We start from the raw sequence: 15,325 nt of genomic DNA on the forward strand, positions 1-15,325 counted from the left end.
CCCATCACATAAAGGCTTAAAGAATCGAGCACGTCTATTCGGTATGACTCGCTTCGACGCGTCTACACCCGTCGAGCGGCGGAAACTGTACGTCGACGCGATTACCGCCCATCGCGAGCGTGCCAGCGGATTTCTGACGCTCGAGGCAGACGACACCGTCTCCGAGGAACGCGATGACACAGCCGAGCAGTCCGCCGCGGAGTTGGGCGTGCCGTGGATTCAGTTCGGTGATGGAACGGTCAATCTCGACTGTACCGACGCAGAACTCGAGGCGCTGAAAGACCTGCTCGAGGACTTTCCGGCGTTCAAAATCGACGACCTGACGCGGCCCGAAGACGCTGCTGGGATCAACGTTCGGGTCAGCGCGAAGGCGGATGCAAACCGGATCGCCCAGTTCATCGACGACGTCTTTCTCGAGGTGTATGACCTCCCGTCGACGGTTCGTATCTGGCTCGTCGACGTGTAAGCACTTGGTCGTCGTACCAACTGACGCGAGTTATACACCGATCGTATCGTACGACCGCTGTGCGAGCGATCTGTCACTCGTTTCAGTTTGTATTGGCAGGTGCATCCCGGCTACGCGTTCCGGTCCACTCGCAACGTGGCGAGTGCTCAAACAGCGACGTCGCTTCGAGAAACAGATCGCAACCACGTCATGAGATTGCAGCTCGTTGGCCGGTGAATATCGATCGACGAGGTGAGAACAGGTCGGCAGTCAGCCGATGGTCGCGGTGCGTTACTGGATCGAATAGCCTGCTGCGAGGGTAAGCAGGACGACCATAAACGCCGCAACGGCCATCGTGTAGGTGACCGACCGTGGCTCGTATTTGAGGTGCTGGAAGTACCCCGCGATCAGTCCGACCTTGATAGCTGCCAGCACCAGCGTGCCACCTACTGCCATCGTGTAGGTGAAGAAGTCGAAGTGGAAGAAGACGAACTTCCCCGTAGCCAGCAGTACCAGTGCCACGTAAATCAATGCGTAGTTCCGAACACTCGCCATTGGTGGGGAATGTGAGAGACGAATACTTATAGCTTCCTCATACGACCGCTTGGGACCATCCGGCACGAACGCGGGTCCGTCCGTGACTCCACAGAAGCGACACGTAGATGGAACACCGGTTCGAATTGCCGACAATGAGTAGACGTTCGGCTTTGGTTCGCCGAGCCGGTATCGGGGTCGTGTTCGCGCTCGTAACACTCGTTGTGGGCAGCGGTGTCGTCGCCGCGAGTATGACCGCCTCTGGTCTCATGGAGGGCAGTGGTGATGTAACCATCCCAACGTGGCTGTACCTCGCAACTGGCGGCGGTACCGTCGGCGCATCAGCACTGTTGACCATGCTCGTCACCGACCGCGACATGATCGGAACCTACCACGATCGCACACTCGAGGCGACTATTGATCGCCTCCGTACCGGGGGCTCGCTGTTGTTCGGTGCGATCGGTATGCTTGGGCTTGCGATCATCCTCGTTGCTGGATTCGTCGGCCCAGCTATCGGGCTGGTCAGCGTGACGGTGCTGGCAACGTTCGTCGGTGGGCGGGCGCTACTGACGATCTTTGCGTATACCGTCGGAAACCCATGGCCGGCGCTCAACCCATGGCGACGCATCGCTGCAGCGCTTCCCAACGACTTCGAAACGTACCCGCCGGCCTTTGGCTCCTGGCCCGCCGTCGTGGCGCTGTTGACGTTCGTCTGGCTCGAGATCGTCGCTCCTCTGACTACCTCTACGACCGTGCTGGCGCTGATGCTCGTCATGTATTCGCTGTTTACCATCTCGAGTGCAGTTATGTTCTCGCCGGAAACGTGGTTCCAACGCGGTGATCCGCTTTCGCTGTGGTTTCGACTCTACAGCGCCGTCGCGCCGATTCAGCGGACTGATGATGGGCTCGAGTTGCGCTATCCCGGGTCGAAACTGGGCGAAGACGACGTGATCACTGATACCTCCCTCGTGGCCTTCGTGCTCGCGCTGGTCTGGGAGCTGACCTACAGTGGGTTCATCGTCACGCCGGCTGGAGTCGGGACCGTCGAAGCGCTCGTCGGACTCGGTGTGCCGCCAGTGCTCGTCTATCTGTTCCTGCTCGTTGGTGGATTTGCCCTGTTCTGGAAGGTGTACTGGATCGCGATTGACCGAACCCGCGAGCGGGCCGAGACGTATCTCTCCCGTGAGTATCTCGGGCTTCGGTTTGCTGCGCCACTGCTTGCGATCGCGGCCGGCTACCACTTCGCCCACTACATCGCCTTTGCGATCTCGCTGTGGCCGGCGCTCGCCGGTGCGCTCGCGTCGCCGCTTTCCCCGCCGCCGAACCCAACCCAGTACGTAGTGCCGGGCTGGTTCGGGTACATCGAAATCGCCGGCATTCTGGTCGGCCACATCCTCGCGGTGTGGGTCTCACATACCGTCTCATTCGAACTCTTCCCCGGCAAACTTCAGGCGATCAGGAGCCAGTACCCGCTCATCGTCGTCATGATCGTTTTCACGATGGCGAGCCTCTATCTCGTCTCGCAAGGAACGATGAGCCCGCCGTACGTCCCGAGCTGAGCCGGAACCGACACGCGTTCGCCCGTTCCGACAGCGGTCGTCGCCGCGTGTTCGATCGGCGCACCGAACCGGCAAACACTTCCTCGCGGTCCTGTAACTGCCGATCGAATGGTAACTGACCGAACGCTCGAGCGGGAGTACGAGGTGCCACCGGATGAAACGCCCGCCGCAACCTGCCCGTACTGTGGACGGCCGTTTCGATCCGAGCGATACGCGACGTTCCACATCGGCGTCGAGCACGCCGAGGTCTGCTCCGACGACGAACGCGAGGCATTCGAGGAGGAACTCGGCGACGAGGAGTACGAGCTGTTCACGTTTCACTTCAAGGCGGCCGTCTCCGTGTTTCTGGTCTACTTCCTCTTTACGTTCATTTACGCGCTGGTCTGGTCCGGCTAGTCGATAGCCGACGGATTTGTTGTCCGTGGCGTCTCTCAGACGAGAAGACGTCTGTCGAGGACGCAGTGGCTGTTCTGATCTGTCGTTCGGTGTCCGATGGCAACTTGTTCGCTCGGACACAGCACCGACTGTCGCCCAGTATGATACTGTCGGACACCAGTCAGAGAGGGGTCGATCGTGTTTCGACGCCTGTTGCCGTCGGACTCGTCCGACGAGTCGGCTTACAGCACTCGCAGCGACACCGCTAGCGGCTACGTCTCGCGTTCGATCGACGTGTGATCCGTGGTATCCAGCAGTATGCGTTCCCGATTAGATCAACCTGATACACTGCGATAGGAGTGTCGTATCGGTCCCTGAATATGGGTCTGCAACGCCACAGTCCAGTCAGGGACGCTCACGACACAGTCACAGGAGTCATCAAGGATGCTGTCGCTGTCCGGCGTGTACAGAGTAGAAACGCAGTGAGAAAAACGAAAGATAGCCTGTGTAGCGGCGGGCCGCTACATCAGGTAGAACAGTGGGAACAGGAAGACCCACACGATGTCGACGAAGTGCCAGTAGAGTCCGAAGTACTCGACTGGCATGTGATCCTCGAGATAGGCGTCGACGGTCACGACGCGGTAGATCATGAACAGGGCGATCAGGAGCCCGAGGATGACGTGCAGTGCGTGTAGGCCGGTCGTCACGAAGTAGATCGAGTACTCGAGGCCACTGAACCAGTAGTGACCGTCAGCGAACTTGCTGGTGTACTCGAAGGCCTTGACGCCCATGAACACGAAGCCAAGCAGGACTGTCGTGGTGAGCGCGCCGAGTAGCCCTTTCTTGTTCCCGCGTTCTGCCATCACATGTGCGATGACGACCGCGAAACTCGAGGTCAACAGGACGTAGGTGTTGAACAGTCCTGCTTCGGTGATGGAAGCGAGGTGCCAGTTGTTCCAGCCCATGTTGAGGCGCATGAAGACGAAGGCACCGATCGCTGCACCGAAGACGACGACGTCGGATGCCAGGAAGAACCAGACACCCAGCTTCTCGTTGTTGATGCCGCCGAACGGCCAGCGCTCGGCAACCTCCATCTCAGGTGCCTCGAACTGCTCACGGCCGAACTGGAACAGCGTGATACCGAGTAGGACGATCCCTAGTCCGGTCAGGGCCGGATAGACGACGCTCTTCGGCGGTGCCTCGGACAGGGTCACGAAGTCACCGCTGTGGATGTTAGACTGAACGAAGTCGTAGACGTACGGTGTCAGTCCACTGATGCCAAGGAAGAACGTAAACGTCGCGACGCCGATGCCGAACGGCCAGATGCTGGCGTGGTCGGCGTGTTCTTCTTCGTGGGTCGCTGTGGCCGTCGCAGTCGCACCCTGTGCGATACCACCGTCGGTTGCAGTCGGGGTGTCGTCGACGAACTCGAGGCTCCCACTGGCGTAGCTTGGCCGGTCCGGCCAGTTCTCGAGCGGTGGGGGCGAGGGAATCGCCCATTCGGCGGTTCGAGAGTGGGTCCACGGGTTGTCGGGTGCGTCGGGACCCGAGATGAAGCTCTTTGCGAGCGTCACGAACACGAGCAGGAAGCCGAGTCCGAGAACGAACGCGCCGGCAGTTGCGAGCTGGTGGTAGATCTGTGCGCTTTCGTTGTAGTGGAAGATACGTCGGGGCGTCTCCCAGGTGAGGAACATCGGGAAGTACAGCAGATTAAAGCCGAAGAAGTACACAGCGAAGCTGAGTTTCCCGAGTCGTTCGGAATACATTTTGCCGGAGATCTTTGGCCACCAGTAGTAGAGGCCGCCGATCAGCGCGGTGACACCGGAGACCATCACGTAGTGGAAGTGCGCGACGACCCAGTAGGTGCCACGGAACTCGTAGTCAAGCACGACGGCACCCAGGAAGACACCGGTAATCCCGCCGAGGATGAACAACAGCAGTGCCCCCAGCGAGAACAGGAACGGCGTCGTAAACCGGATGCGGCCCTTGATCATGGTGTAGATCATCGCAAACACCATTAGGTCGAAGGGCAACGAGATCCCGATCGTCGTCGCCATGAACAGCGTCTTGATCGGGAGGTTGATCGTCGACAGGAACATGTGGTGCATCCAGACGAGGAACGACTGGACCGCAACGAGGACCATCGCGATCATGACCCACTTGCGGCCGACCAGTCGCCGTCCGGTGAACGTCTGGAACGTCTCGAACATGACCCCGAGTGCGGGGAAGTAGACGATGTACACCTCTGGGTGACCGAAGAACCAGAAGATGTGCGCCCACAGCAGGCTCGAGCCCTCGTTGGTTGCGAAGTACTGCGTGAGGAACAGTCGGTCGATCGACTGCAGCATCACTGCAGCGAGCAGCGCGGCGAACGCGAACAGCATCATCCAGGCCGTCAGTAGCCACGACCAGGAGAACATCGGCAGGTTCCACATCCCCATGCCTTCGGCACGGGAGCGGTGCATCGTCGTCAGGAAGTTCACCGTCCCGATTGTGACCGAGAAGGTAAACAGGACGACGCCGAGGATCGCGGCGTTACCACCTGCCGTTGCTTCCATCACCGAGGTGTACATGGGCACGTTCAGCGGGGCGTACATCGTCCAGCCGCCGGAGAACGACCCACCCTGGAAGAACGAGATAACGAACAAAATCCCCGAGAACAGGTAGAACCAGTAACTCAGGGCGTTCAATCGTGGGAACGCGAGGTCTTTCGCCCCGATCTGAAGCGGGACGAAGTAGTTCGCGAAGCCGGATGCGATCGGTGAGAGGAACCAGAAGACCATTATCAGGCCATGGCCCGTCACCGACTGGTAGTACTGATCGTTCGTTAGCAGCGGTTCACCACCGAGCATGAGGCCACCCGATTGCCACAGGTGTGCTCGGAACAGCAACGCGAGGACGCCGCCGAAGATCAGGAAGAACAGGGACGTCGCGAGGTACAGAATCCCGACGTCCTTGTGGTTGGTCGTCACCAACCATCGCTTGACCGACCGCATCGGCGGAAGATCACTCATCAGGCGTCACCTCCGTCGTTCGTACCGCTTGCAGTAGCATCACTTTCCGTTGCGTTCATCTCGAGCGTGTAGGTCTCGCTGACCGGACCAGTCATATCGAACTGCTCTTCGACAGTTTCGAACTGACCGTCGGTCGACGTGATTGTCACGTTGTAGTTGCCACCGTGATCGACATCGTTGATGGTGATCGTTCCGTTTTCGTCGAAGTCGTCGGCGGTGTACGTACGCTCGAAGTCAGTTTCCTGGCCTTCGAGCGTCATCTCGTAGCCGTCCGTCACGGGGGACTCGTTGCCGTCAACCATCTCGAACTCCATCGTCAGTTGGTCGTCCATCCACGAGTCGAACTCGTCGGACGGCATGACATTAAGCGTCCCAACCATCGAGGTATGGGCTTCACCACAGAGTTCGAAACACTTGATGTTGTACTCGCCGGGTTCTTCGGCTTCGAACCAACTCTCGTCGACTTCGCCCGGAATCGCGTCGGCTTTCACCCGTTGATCGGGTATGCCAAACGTATGCCAGACGTCACCTGAGGTTACTTGGACCCAAACTCGTTGGTCAGCTGGGACGCGAAGCGTACTCGTCGATTCGATCCCGTTGTCGTACTCGAAGAACCATGCGAATCCCTCGCCGGTCACATCGACTTCCAGCGCTTCTTGCTGGCCACCGTCATCGGCACTGGGATCTTCGACGTACAGAAGCATCGTGTACGTCCAGATCACCAGCGAAATGACGATGACGGCGCTGATGCCGAACGAGAGAAACAGTTTTTTTCCGCCCTTTCCGCCTGTCGGTAACTCCCCGAGTGACGGCCGATCCTTGTCGTCGTCAGCCGTGTCGCTGTCACGATACTTGTACGCGTTGTACAAGGTGTACGCGACTACGATGATGCCGACGAGCGTTCCGAGCCCGAGAAATACCGTAAAGATACTCTCGAACACGTCAACGCGGGTCTGCTGCATCGGGGCAATGAGTGCGCTGTAAATTGTATTCATCTCTTTTGAAGGCCAGTTATACGTCGGACGATGGTTTCTGGGTGCACTTATCTATTTGGAAACCGCCCGGCCGAGTCTGCACCACGTGCCGGCAGTCTCCGATCGTTCGACTGCGGTTCATCCAATTCGTTTGTCACCCCTCATCACACTGTCGTTGTTGTCATCGACCTTTTTTCTATCGTTAGCTCGTCCAGATACTATATGGGTACGAATAAATCATGTCATATTGGTCCGTTCTCGTTCTTTTATATCAGTCATGAGACGTCACTACACACCGATCGCATAGCCATCGTGCGATCTGCCGGACGCTGATAGTCAGGAGCTACTCTCGTGTCGATCACGCTGTCGATCATCCACGTCTACGGACCAACCGATTCAGACGTCGATCGCACTCGAGACGCTGTCGCCGACGGCGATGGCCGTCGGGACGCGATCGAGTATGCGCTAACTCTTATCCGGTAGTCTCAACGAACCACATTTCGTCAAGGGCGACATCACAGCCACGGCTGCTATCCGACACCGCCAACTCGAGACCGACTCGCTGCGAGTGGGTCCATGCACATGCATCCGATAACGGTTTTCCTCGAGCACTCAGACGGGGAAGACATGCCATTCCAGCCGCCAGTCGAGTGTCCGATCTGCCGAGAAACGCTTGCACTCGACCGAACGCTCGAGGAACATCTCGTCGGATCACATACGCCGCTCGAAGTCGCCCGCCAGTTTGCAGCCGTCCACGAGAGCAACAGACTGCGTCGGCTTTCGGAGTGAACGTAGTGACTGTCGATCGTTTCAATCAATAATCAATGAACCCCTCTCCGTGCCCACGTCCATAGTGTAGCAAGGGTGGCGACACCGAAACGGTATCGACGGAGTGCAGTCGCTCACGGGTGACAAAAAGAACGAAAACCGCACCGGCGAGAACGCGGTTACTCGTTGCCGAACATCTGGCGCATCATCGGGTGCATCTCCATGAGCTGCTCTTCGGCGATCTCCTCGTAGAGCTTGTACGTGATGGAGACAGCCAGCAGCAGCCCCGTTCCGGAGACGGAACCGATGGTGCCGAGCATGTTCGCCCAGACGGCCAGCAGGCCGACCAGCGCGCCACCGATGACGGTCACCTGCGGAATGTACCGCTCCATGACCTTCTCGATGACGCCGACGTTCTGTCGGAAGCCGGGAATCTGCATCCCGGAGTTCTGGATCTGCTTTGCCGTCGACTCAGGACCCATGTCCGTCGTCTCGACCCAGAAGATGGCGAAGATCGCGCCACCGACGACCATGAACGTGACGTCGATGCCGATCCGGATCATCACCTGCCACCACTCCTGGGAGACGTTCGCCGTCCACCACATCCAGTCCTGTGGCGAGTAGATCGGCGACACGTAGTAGAAGAACCCGCCGTCCGGCTGGCCTCCCGAATAGGAGCCGAGCCAGCCAGGCATCCCGGCCCACTGCCGGTTCAGGATCTGACCCATGAACTGGACGTTCGCCTGCACTGCGCGAACGAGGATCATCGGCAGGACGCTCGCGTAGATGAGCTTCACGGGGAAGCGACCGCGTGCGCCCTTGACACGGGCGTGGCTCAGCGGGATCTCGACACGGACCGACTCCGCGTAGACGACGATCCCGAAGATCAGCAGCGTCGTCAGCAACGCGATGAGGTGTCCGTCGCCGATCAACAGCGTCTGCAGACCGGCACCCGAGACGAGCGAGCCAACTTCGACCTGCCCGGTTAGAATGCGGTACCAGTCGAAGAAGAACCCGCCAGTCGTGGGCTGGATGAGTCCAGCGACTAGTCGCTGGCTCACGCCGGCGATGATGAACAGGCCGATCCCGCTGCCAACTCCCCACTTGCTGACGACCTCGTCCATATAGAGGATGAGGATCCCGCCAACGAAGATTTGGGCGAAGATGAGCAACTGGACCTGCGTCTGTTCGAGGGCAAGTCCACCGAGTTGCAGCGATGGCTGGGCTGGCAGGAAGCCGCCGGCGAACACCATCGGGAGCGCGGTCAACGCAACCATCACGACGACCAGCAACTTCTGCAGGCCCTGGTAGAGGACCTGATCACGTGGATCGTCCGTATCGAGCCCGAGCAGGTTTGCACCGCCAAGCAACTGCAAGACGATGCTCGCGGTGACGATCGGTCCGATACCGACCTGCAGCACCGACCCCTGAGAGCCCGCAAGGATCGCGCGGAACTGCCCGAAGAGGTCGCCACCCTGGCCCGTCTGCACGCCGAGCAGCGTGATGTTCGTCAGGAAGAAATACAACATGAGGATGCCGGCCGTCCACATCAGCTTCTCTTTGAAGGGGACGTGCCCTTCCGGACGGCGAACTGCTGGCATCCTCGTCAGGACCGGTTCAGCGGCTTCCTTCCATCCCATAGTTATTCCTCGTCCTGTTCGGCGTCAGCGTCTTCGGCCGCTCGTTCCTCGCCGCGCTCGGAGAGAACCGCCTCACCGCCGGCGGCCTCGAGCTTCTCCTCGGCTGCATCCGAGAAGGCGTCCGCGGTGACCGTCAGCTGGTTGCGGACCTGTCCCGAGCCGAGGACCTTGACGACGTCGGCTTCGTGGCCGTCCTCGACGATATCGCGTGCGTCAAGTTCGTAGCCGTCGCCGGTCTCCTCGGCGAGGTCGTCAGCGACGTAGAGGATGGCGTCCTCGTCGAGCTTCTGGACGTCGATCTCGAGGACGTCCTCACGGATGTCCTGCGGTCGCTTGAAGCCGTGTTTGCCCTTCGGTTCGTAGTTGTGGAACTCGTGTTTGCTCCGCCCGGCACGGCCGCGGCCACCACGATGACCTGCGCCACGTCGGTTCTTGTGGCTGCCACCGCTGTGGGTTCGCGAGCCGCGCTGGCGTCGTTTTTTGCTCGTCATGGTTATCGCATCGATTCTAGGAGGTCGTTAATCTCTCCCGTTGTATGCTTTCCGAGTTGGCCGCCCTCGGCCGTCGGTTTCTTGATACCTTCGTGGCCGCCACGTGGCGGGTGGAGTCGAAGCGTCGGCGACAGTCCTTCGTCGCGCAGCGTCGTCTCCTCGGCGAGCAGCGCCTCGGCCAGCGCACCGAAGTCGTCGTAGTCGGTGTTGTCGGCGAGCCACTCCTCGTCGACGTCTGCCTGCTTGCCCTCGAGGGGCTCGGCACGCTTTGCAAGCAGCGTCTCGAGTACGTCAGCCTCGGGTTCGCCGTGGGCAACGTAGTCGTTGACCTTGGCGACCATCCCGTTGTACGCGTCAGTCTCGGGGACGAGCGCACAGTGGTTGACGCTGTGGATGTTGAGCATCTCCAGGGTGTCCTGGACGTCTTCCTGTCGGTTCACTTCGCCGCGAACCTGAACGATCGCTTTCATTGATCGGCCACCTCACGTTCCTCACCGACGTTTCGGCGTGGCTGGCGCGACTGCGAGGCGTTCTCGAGTGCGTTGAACGTCGCCTTCGCCAGGTTGACCGTCGTCCGGGTGTTGCCGTGGCTCTTGGTCCAGGCGTTTTCGATGCCGGCTAGTTCGAGGACGGCACGGACGGTGTCGCTTGCGGCCAGACCCAGCCCTTCGGGGGCGGGGATGACCTCGACTTCGACGGAGCCGGCCTTGCCGGTCGTCCGTCGGGTCAGCGAGTGCGGCCGGTCCGAGCGGTCCTCCCACGAACCCGAGCCGCGGGGCACTTTGATCATGTTCAGCTTTGCGATACCGATCGCCTTCTGGATGGCAGACCCGACCTGGTCGTCTCGACCCTCGGCGTAGCCGATAAAGCCGTCGCGGTTACCGACAGCGACGACGCAACGGAACTTCACGCGTCGTCCAGAGTCGGTCATCCGCTGGACCATGTTGATGTCCAGCACCTCGTCTTCCAGTCCGGGAAGGAGCTGGTCGACGAGTTCGGGTTCCTTCAGCGGAAGTCCCGAGTTGAGGGCGGTCTCCATGTCCTCGATTTCGCCCTCCTGGACCATCCGGCCGAGACGGGTGACGGGCTGCCAACCGCCGTCGTTGTAGTCGTTTGCGCTCATTCGAGAATCGCCTCTCGTACCTCGTCGAAGTGTTCTGGGAGCTCGGTTGCGTCGAAGTCACCGCTGTACAGCGGCTCGTCGAGCTGTTCGGCGTACTCCGCAATGTGCTCGCCGCGAGTGCGCGACCAGTCTGCGAGTACGCTATCGTTGTGCGGAATCTCGAGGCCGGCGTCGATTGCGCCTTCCTGGACTGCGAACACCTTGTTGCCGGGCGTGGCCGTGTTGAGGCCGATGTCGAGGACTGCCTCCTCGAGACCCGCCTCGACGGCCCGTGTGCCGGCCAGCAGGCCGGTCAGGTACGCCGCGGAAATGTTGCTCGTGGGTGCTTCCCAGCCGTACTCCGCCAGATCGCTCGAGTGTGCGCTTGCGAGCGTCTCGTCTCCCTGAGGTCCGGGAGTGATCAGCTGCGCCGTAGTGTGCTTGTTGCTCTTGCGAGCGACGAGGCGGGGCTTACCCGATTTCAGCAGGCGCAACCTCTGGTGGTAGTCCGTCCGGACCTCACGGCGACGCCGCATCGGCACTTTGTATCGTGGTCCTGTCGCCATTATTGGTCACCGTAGTTGTCGTCAATGTAGTTCAACAGGTACCGGACGCTACGGAACTCCCCACCGCCAGCCTTCTTGTAAAGCTCGCGGTACTGCGTGGGCGTCAGCTCGCCCTTGTCGCGGAGTTCGCGTAGTTTCCGTCGCTGTGCGCGGATCTTGTTCTGCCAGTCCTCTTTCTCGTTCTGGCGTGCGCCCTTCTTGCCGCGGCGCTTGCCGTGGCCTTTCTGGTGGCCGTAGGAACGCTTTGCGTTGCGCTCGCGGGCGCGGCCACGGGAGTTGCCCGAGGGTTCGTCGGCCTGAATGCGACCGTCGTCGACGAGTTCGCGGATCTCGTCGCGGGTGATCGCTTCGGCGATGTCGCCCTGGGCCTCGGGGTCGAGCCAGACGCGGTTCTCTCCGACGTCGAGGACGTCGGCTGCCAGTCGCTTCTGTGCGGAGAGATCAGTCATCTGCTTCCACCTCGACTTCCTCGTAGGTCGGGTTCAGGACGCGGACGCCCTGTTCCTCGGCTTCCTCTTCGATTCGTTCGCGCTTGCGTGCGCCAACGGCCGACGCGATCCGAACGGCCTCGCGATCGCCGTCGACACCCTCGAGATCGTCGAGGTTCTCGACGTAGACTTCTTCGAAGCCGCTGGGGTGTTTGCCCCGAACGGCCTCCGGCGTGCGGTAGCCGGCCTGGACCTTCGGGCCCTTGCCCTTGACACCGCGGCGCTGCTTGGACAGCGTCCCGCGGGGTCGACGCCAGGATTCCGGCGTCCGCTTTTTCTTGTGGTAGTCCTGTCGGTTGAACTGCGGCTTCCCTTCGCTCTTGCGTCGGTTGAGGAGTCGCTCCTCGTCCTCGGAGAGGTCGGGCGTCTTCTCAGTCAGCCCGCGGGGTTGCAGTTCCGTCTCGACTTCTTCTTCCGGCTCGGCTTCTTCTTCGACGCCTTCGTCTTCGATCTCGGCCTCCGTCTCCTCGGTGACCTCGAGGTCACCGACGTCGGCTTTGATACGGGCGGCGAGTGCGTTGCCGATGCCGTCGGCCTCGGCCAGGTCGTCCTGGTCGGCCTCCTTGACGTCCTCGATGGACTCGAAGCCGGCTTCGCGCAGGGCCTCAGCCTTGCTCTCGCCGACGCCACTAATGTCCTCGAGTTCCTGTGGTTCGTCGTTCTCGTCTGCCATCTATCAGACACCTCCTTTGGCGGGTTTGTTGGTGATGTAGACCCCGTCCTGGAAGACACGGGTGTCCTTGCCGCTGACCTTCGTCAGCTGCTCGATGTCGGCCGCCGTCTGTCCGACGTCTTCCTTGTCGGGGCCGGACAGGACGAGTTGCTCGTCGTCGACGGTGACATCGGTCTCACCGTGGATAGTCGTGCGTCGCGGTGCCTTTTCGCCGAGGAAGTTCTCGATGACAACGTCCTCGCCTTCCACGCGGACCTGCATTGGGAAGTGAGAGTAGAAGACCTCCATCTCGTACTCCCAGCCCTCGGTCACGCCGTGGAACGCGTTGCTGATGTGGCTCTCGAAAGTGCCGACGGTCGAGTTCGTCTTCGCGTCCTCGGCGTCGCTTTCGATGACCACCAGGTCGTCGTCGACTGCGACGGTCACGTCGGGGTACCAGAGACGCCGCGAAACGGTGCCTTCGGGACCTTCGACGGTCACGTCGAATCGATCGACCTCGACGGTTACGTTTTCGGGGATTTCCAGTTCGACTCGCATGGTTAGTAGACGTATGCGATCACCTGGCCCCCAATACCCTTCTCGCGTGCCTCGTAGTGGCTCATGATGCCACTGCTCGTCGTGACGACGAGCGCACCGAAGTCTCGAGCGGGGAGATAGCGCTTCTCCCACTTCTCGAAGTCTTCAGCGCCAACGGCATAGCGGGGCTTGATAGGGCCGCACTCGTTGATCGCTCCTTTCAGTTCGACCTCGAACTGACCGGCTTTGCCGTCATCGACGTACTCGAAGCCGTCGATGTACCCGCGGTCGTAGAAGACCTCGAGCACGCTGCCGATCTCGTTCGAGGCGGGCGTTACCTCGTGGGTGAGATGACCCACACTCTCGGCGTTGTCGAGTCCCGAGAGCGCGTTGCTGAGTGGATCGTTTCCAGTCATGTTATCGATACTTCTTGAATCCCATGTCGCGGGCGATCTCGCGGAAGCACTGTCGGCACAGGTTGATGTCGTACTTGCCGACCAGTCCCTGCTCGCGGCCACAGCGCTGACAGGACTCGATCTGTCCCGTCCGCTTTGCGGCGTGCTCGCCCGTCTGGTCGTTTTCGGTTTCGCTTTCACTCATCGTCTGGGGCCTCCACGCTGACGTCGAAGTTCGCCTCGAGGAACGCGATGGCGTCCTCGTGGGTCAGTCGGTGGCTCGAGGGGATCGAGCGGGTGGCCTTGTCGCGCTTGGCGATGCGGTAGCCCGGACGCACCAGGTTGACGGTGACGTCCAGCCCGTAGATCCCGACGTTCGGGTCGTACTCCTGGCTCGGGAAGTCGGTGTGTTCCTCGACACCGAAGCTGAAGTTGCCGGTGTCGTCGAACTGCGTCGCGGAGATGTCCGCGAGCGGCAGCGCTTTCTCGAGGAAGTCGGAGGCGTCGTCGCCACGAAGGGTAACCTTCGTGCCGATCGGGTCGCCCTGACGGATGCCGAAGTCAGGCTCGGTCCGCTTTGCCTGCGTACGGACGCTTTCCTGCTCCGTGATCTCCTCGATGATGTCTTCTGCTTTGCCGAGTTCGCGACCACCCTGGCCGACGCCCATGTGGACGACGACTTTTTCGACGCGCGGTTCGCGCATCTCGTGGAACTCGCCTGCCTCAGCTTCGCTCATTCATCATCACCCGTGAAGTTCTCGTCGATGACGACGACGTACTCTTCGATCGTTTCGAAGCCGCCGTCGTCCGTCGAGACACCGACGGTGTTCGAGCCGCTGCCGGGCGTGATATCGATCGCGTCGATTTCGCCGATCTTGCCGCCGTGGTTGCCACGAACGGCCGTCACGAGCGCGCCCTCCTCGTAGGGGAAGTGGGCGACGATCGACTTGTCGTCGTTGTCGATGACGATCGAGTCACGCGCGTTGTACTCGTCGTCCTCGACGAGGACGTTCGTCCCGTCGTGCAGCGTCAGCTGAGTCTGTCCGCCGGGGACCTGCTGTTTGCCCTCGATCTTGCCGAGGCGGCTCTGCGCAGCGTCCTCGTCGATTGCGGTCAGTGCGAGCCGACCGCCCTCGTCGGGGAAGACGCGGTAGTATTCCTCGCGTCCGGGGAAGGCAACGATGTCGAACATGCCGATCGGGCGCTGTTCGTCATTGATCGCGGTCCCGTTGACGAGGATCGCATCCTCCGAGAGCGCGTAGCGGGCTTCCTTGCGTGAGTCCACGTAGCCGAGCACGTCCCGCAGGAGGACGACGAGCGGCACGCCGTCTTCACCGTGCGGGCCGGCACCGGCCTTCACGGTGAAGGTATCGGTCTTTCGCTCGACCGGCCAGGACTTCGGTACGGATAGTCGCTTCTGGTGTTTCGTCATTCGTTATCACCTTCGAGACGCGCCTCGCGACGCTCGTCCTCGAGGTCGAGCTCCGTGATGCGGACGTTCGAGGGGTCGAGCGGCCGGGGCACTTCCTCGCCGTCGGCCGTCTCGATCGTGACGTCCTCGACGTGGATCGTGCCGTCCTCGAGGATGGCGCGGATGACCTCGCCTTCGTCGCCGGCGTGGTCGCCACGCATGACCTCGACGGTGTCGCCCGCGTTGACGCGGGTGCGTCGAGTGTCGTACTCCTCGCGAAGCTCGTCGGACAGCGTCGCGTGCAGCTGCTTCTGTCGCTTGTGCAGCGGCGCGTTTCGCGTCTGCGTTCGCTGTTTGTGTGGTTGTTCCGTCAT

At 60.9% G+C, this 15,325-nt stretch carries 21 protein-coding genes; 5 read left to right on the forward strand and 16 right to left on the reverse strand.

The window, feature by feature from the left end; translation table 11 throughout:
- Positions 1-43: 43 nt before the first annotated feature.
- A complete protein-coding gene (locus tag BSG09_RS02200; protein ID WP_092929652.1) occupies positions 44-466 on the forward strand; it encodes a hypothetical protein in 423 nt (140 codons plus the stop codon).
- A gap of 270 nt (positions 467-736) precedes the next feature.
- Here the strand turns inward: BSG09_RS02200 and BSG09_RS02205 are convergent, their stop codons facing one another.
- Positions 737-1,000, reverse strand: coding sequence for a cytochrome C oxidase subunit IV family protein (locus BSG09_RS02205; RefSeq protein WP_092929654.1), 264 nt, complete (start codon positions 998-1,000; stop codon positions 737-739).
- A gap of 134 nt (positions 1,001-1,134) precedes the next feature.
- On the opposite strand from BSG09_RS02205, the gene BSG09_RS02210 reads away from it, so the two are divergent.
- Positions 1,135-2,538, forward strand: coding sequence for a hypothetical protein (locus BSG09_RS02210; RefSeq protein ID WP_092930131.1), 1,404 nt, complete (start codon positions 1,135-1,137; stop codon positions 2,536-2,538).
- 108 nt (positions 2,539-2,646) lie between these two features.
- Positions 2,647-2,934, forward strand: a complete 288-nt coding sequence (locus BSG09_RS02215; protein ID WP_092929656.1) for a DUF7410 domain-containing protein — start codon at positions 2,647-2,649, stop codon at positions 2,932-2,934.
- A gap of 500 nt (positions 2,935-3,434) precedes the next feature.
- Here the strand turns inward: BSG09_RS02215 and BSG09_RS02220 are convergent, their stop codons facing one another.
- On the reverse strand, positions 3,435-5,927 hold the full coding sequence (locus BSG09_RS02220) for a cbb3-type cytochrome c oxidase subunit I (protein ID WP_092929658.1): 2,493 nt from the start codon (positions 5,925-5,927) through the stop codon (positions 3,435-3,437).
- Positions 5,927-6,922 (reverse strand): cytochrome c oxidase subunit II, encoded by a 996-nt coding sequence (gene coxB / locus BSG09_RS02225; protein WP_092929660.1) that lies wholly within the window; start codon positions 6,920-6,922, stop codon positions 5,927-5,929. Before coxB ends, BSG09_RS02220 begins: the two co-directional genes overlap by 1 nt.
- A 330-nt stretch (positions 6,923-7,252) precedes the next feature.
- On the opposite strand from coxB, the gene BSG09_RS21515 reads away from it, so the two are divergent.
- Together BSG09_RS21515 and BSG09_RS20610 are read left to right on the forward strand one after the other, a co-directional pair.
- The gene (locus BSG09_RS21515) at positions 7,253-7,384 is read left to right on the forward strand and encodes a hypothetical protein (protein ID WP_262488503.1); all 132 of its coding nucleotides are present in this window, start codon (positions 7,253-7,255) and stop codon (positions 7,382-7,384) included.
- A gap of 144 nt (positions 7,385-7,528) precedes the next feature.
- Positions 7,529-7,690: a hypothetical protein gene (locus BSG09_RS20610; protein WP_175542125.1), complete on the forward strand. Its 162-nt coding sequence runs from the start codon at positions 7,529-7,531 to the stop codon at positions 7,688-7,690.
- A gap of 158 nt (positions 7,691-7,848) precedes the next feature.
- Here the strand turns inward: BSG09_RS20610 and secY are convergent, their stop codons facing one another.
- The 13 genes from secY to rplX are packed head-to-tail and all read right to left on the reverse strand — an operon-like array spanning position 7,849 to position 15,325.
- Positions 7,849-9,309 carry a preprotein translocase subunit SecY gene (gene secY, locus BSG09_RS02235; protein WP_092929664.1) on the reverse strand — a complete coding sequence of 487 codons (1,461 nt, stop codon included), beginning with the start codon at positions 9,307-9,309 and terminating at the stop codon, positions 7,849-7,851.
- A gap of 2 nt (positions 9,310-9,311) precedes the next feature.
- Positions 9,312-9,800 (reverse strand): uL15m family ribosomal protein, encoded by a 489-nt coding sequence (locus BSG09_RS02240; protein WP_092929666.1) that lies wholly within the window; start codon positions 9,798-9,800, stop codon positions 9,312-9,314.
- Between the two features lie 2 nt (positions 9,801-9,802).
- A complete protein-coding gene (locus BSG09_RS02245) occupies positions 9,803-10,270 on the reverse strand; it encodes a 50S ribosomal protein L30 (protein ID WP_092929668.1) in 468 nt (155 codons plus the stop codon).
- Entirely contained in the window at positions 10,267-10,923 is a 657-nt protein-coding gene (locus BSG09_RS02250; RefSeq protein WP_092929670.1) for a 30S ribosomal protein S5, read from the reverse strand. The genes BSG09_RS02245 and BSG09_RS02250 overlap by 4 nt, the downstream gene beginning before the upstream one ends.
- Positions 10,920-11,468 (reverse strand): 50S ribosomal protein L18, encoded by a 549-nt coding sequence (locus BSG09_RS02255; protein ID WP_008011529.1) that lies wholly within the window; start codon positions 11,466-11,468, stop codon positions 10,920-10,922. Before BSG09_RS02255 ends, BSG09_RS02250 begins: the two co-directional genes overlap by 4 nt.
- Complete coding sequence (locus tag BSG09_RS02260; RefSeq protein ID WP_008011527.1) at positions 11,468-11,917, reverse strand: 50S ribosomal protein L19e; 450 nt, start codon at positions 11,915-11,917, stop codon at positions 11,468-11,470. Before BSG09_RS02260 ends, BSG09_RS02255 begins: the two co-directional genes overlap by 1 nt.
- The gene (locus BSG09_RS02265) at positions 11,910-12,629 is read right to left on the reverse strand and encodes a 50S ribosomal protein L32e (protein WP_092929672.1); all 720 of its coding nucleotides are present in this window, start codon (positions 12,627-12,629) and stop codon (positions 11,910-11,912) included. Before BSG09_RS02265 ends, BSG09_RS02260 begins: the two co-directional genes overlap by 8 nt.
- Before the next feature lie 3 nt (positions 12,630-12,632).
- Positions 12,633-13,166, reverse strand: a complete 534-nt coding sequence (locus tag BSG09_RS02270) for a 50S ribosomal protein L6 (protein ID WP_092929674.1) — start codon at positions 13,164-13,166, stop codon at positions 12,633-12,635.
- A gap of 2 nt (positions 13,167-13,168) precedes the next feature.
- Entirely contained in the window at positions 13,169-13,561 is a 393-nt protein-coding gene (locus tag BSG09_RS02275) for a 30S ribosomal protein S8 (RefSeq protein WP_008011522.1), read from the reverse strand.
- A 1-nt stretch (position 13,562) separates the two neighbouring features.
- Positions 13,563-13,745: a 30S ribosomal protein S14 gene (locus BSG09_RS02280; RefSeq protein ID WP_008011519.1), complete on the reverse strand. Its 183-nt coding sequence runs from the start codon at positions 13,743-13,745 to the stop codon at positions 13,563-13,565.
- Positions 13,738-14,277, reverse strand: coding sequence for a 50S ribosomal protein L5 (locus tag BSG09_RS02285; RefSeq protein ID WP_092929676.1), 540 nt, complete (start codon positions 14,275-14,277; stop codon positions 13,738-13,740). The genes BSG09_RS02280 and BSG09_RS02285 overlap by 8 nt, the downstream gene beginning before the upstream one ends.
- Positions 14,274-14,972 (reverse strand): 30S ribosomal protein S4e, encoded by a 699-nt coding sequence (locus BSG09_RS02290; RefSeq protein ID WP_092929678.1) that lies wholly within the window; start codon positions 14,970-14,972, stop codon positions 14,274-14,276. Before BSG09_RS02290 ends, BSG09_RS02285 begins: the two co-directional genes overlap by 4 nt.
- Positions 14,969-15,325, reverse strand: coding sequence for a 50S ribosomal protein L24 (gene rplX / locus BSG09_RS02295; RefSeq protein WP_092929680.1), 357 nt, complete (start codon positions 15,323-15,325; stop codon positions 14,969-14,971). The genes BSG09_RS02290 and rplX overlap by 4 nt, the downstream gene beginning before the upstream one ends.

Source organism: Natrinema hispanicum (assembly GCF_900111485.1).
Lineage (GTDB): Archaea > Halobacteriota > Halobacteria > Halobacteriales > Natrialbaceae > Natrinema > Natrinema hispanicum_A.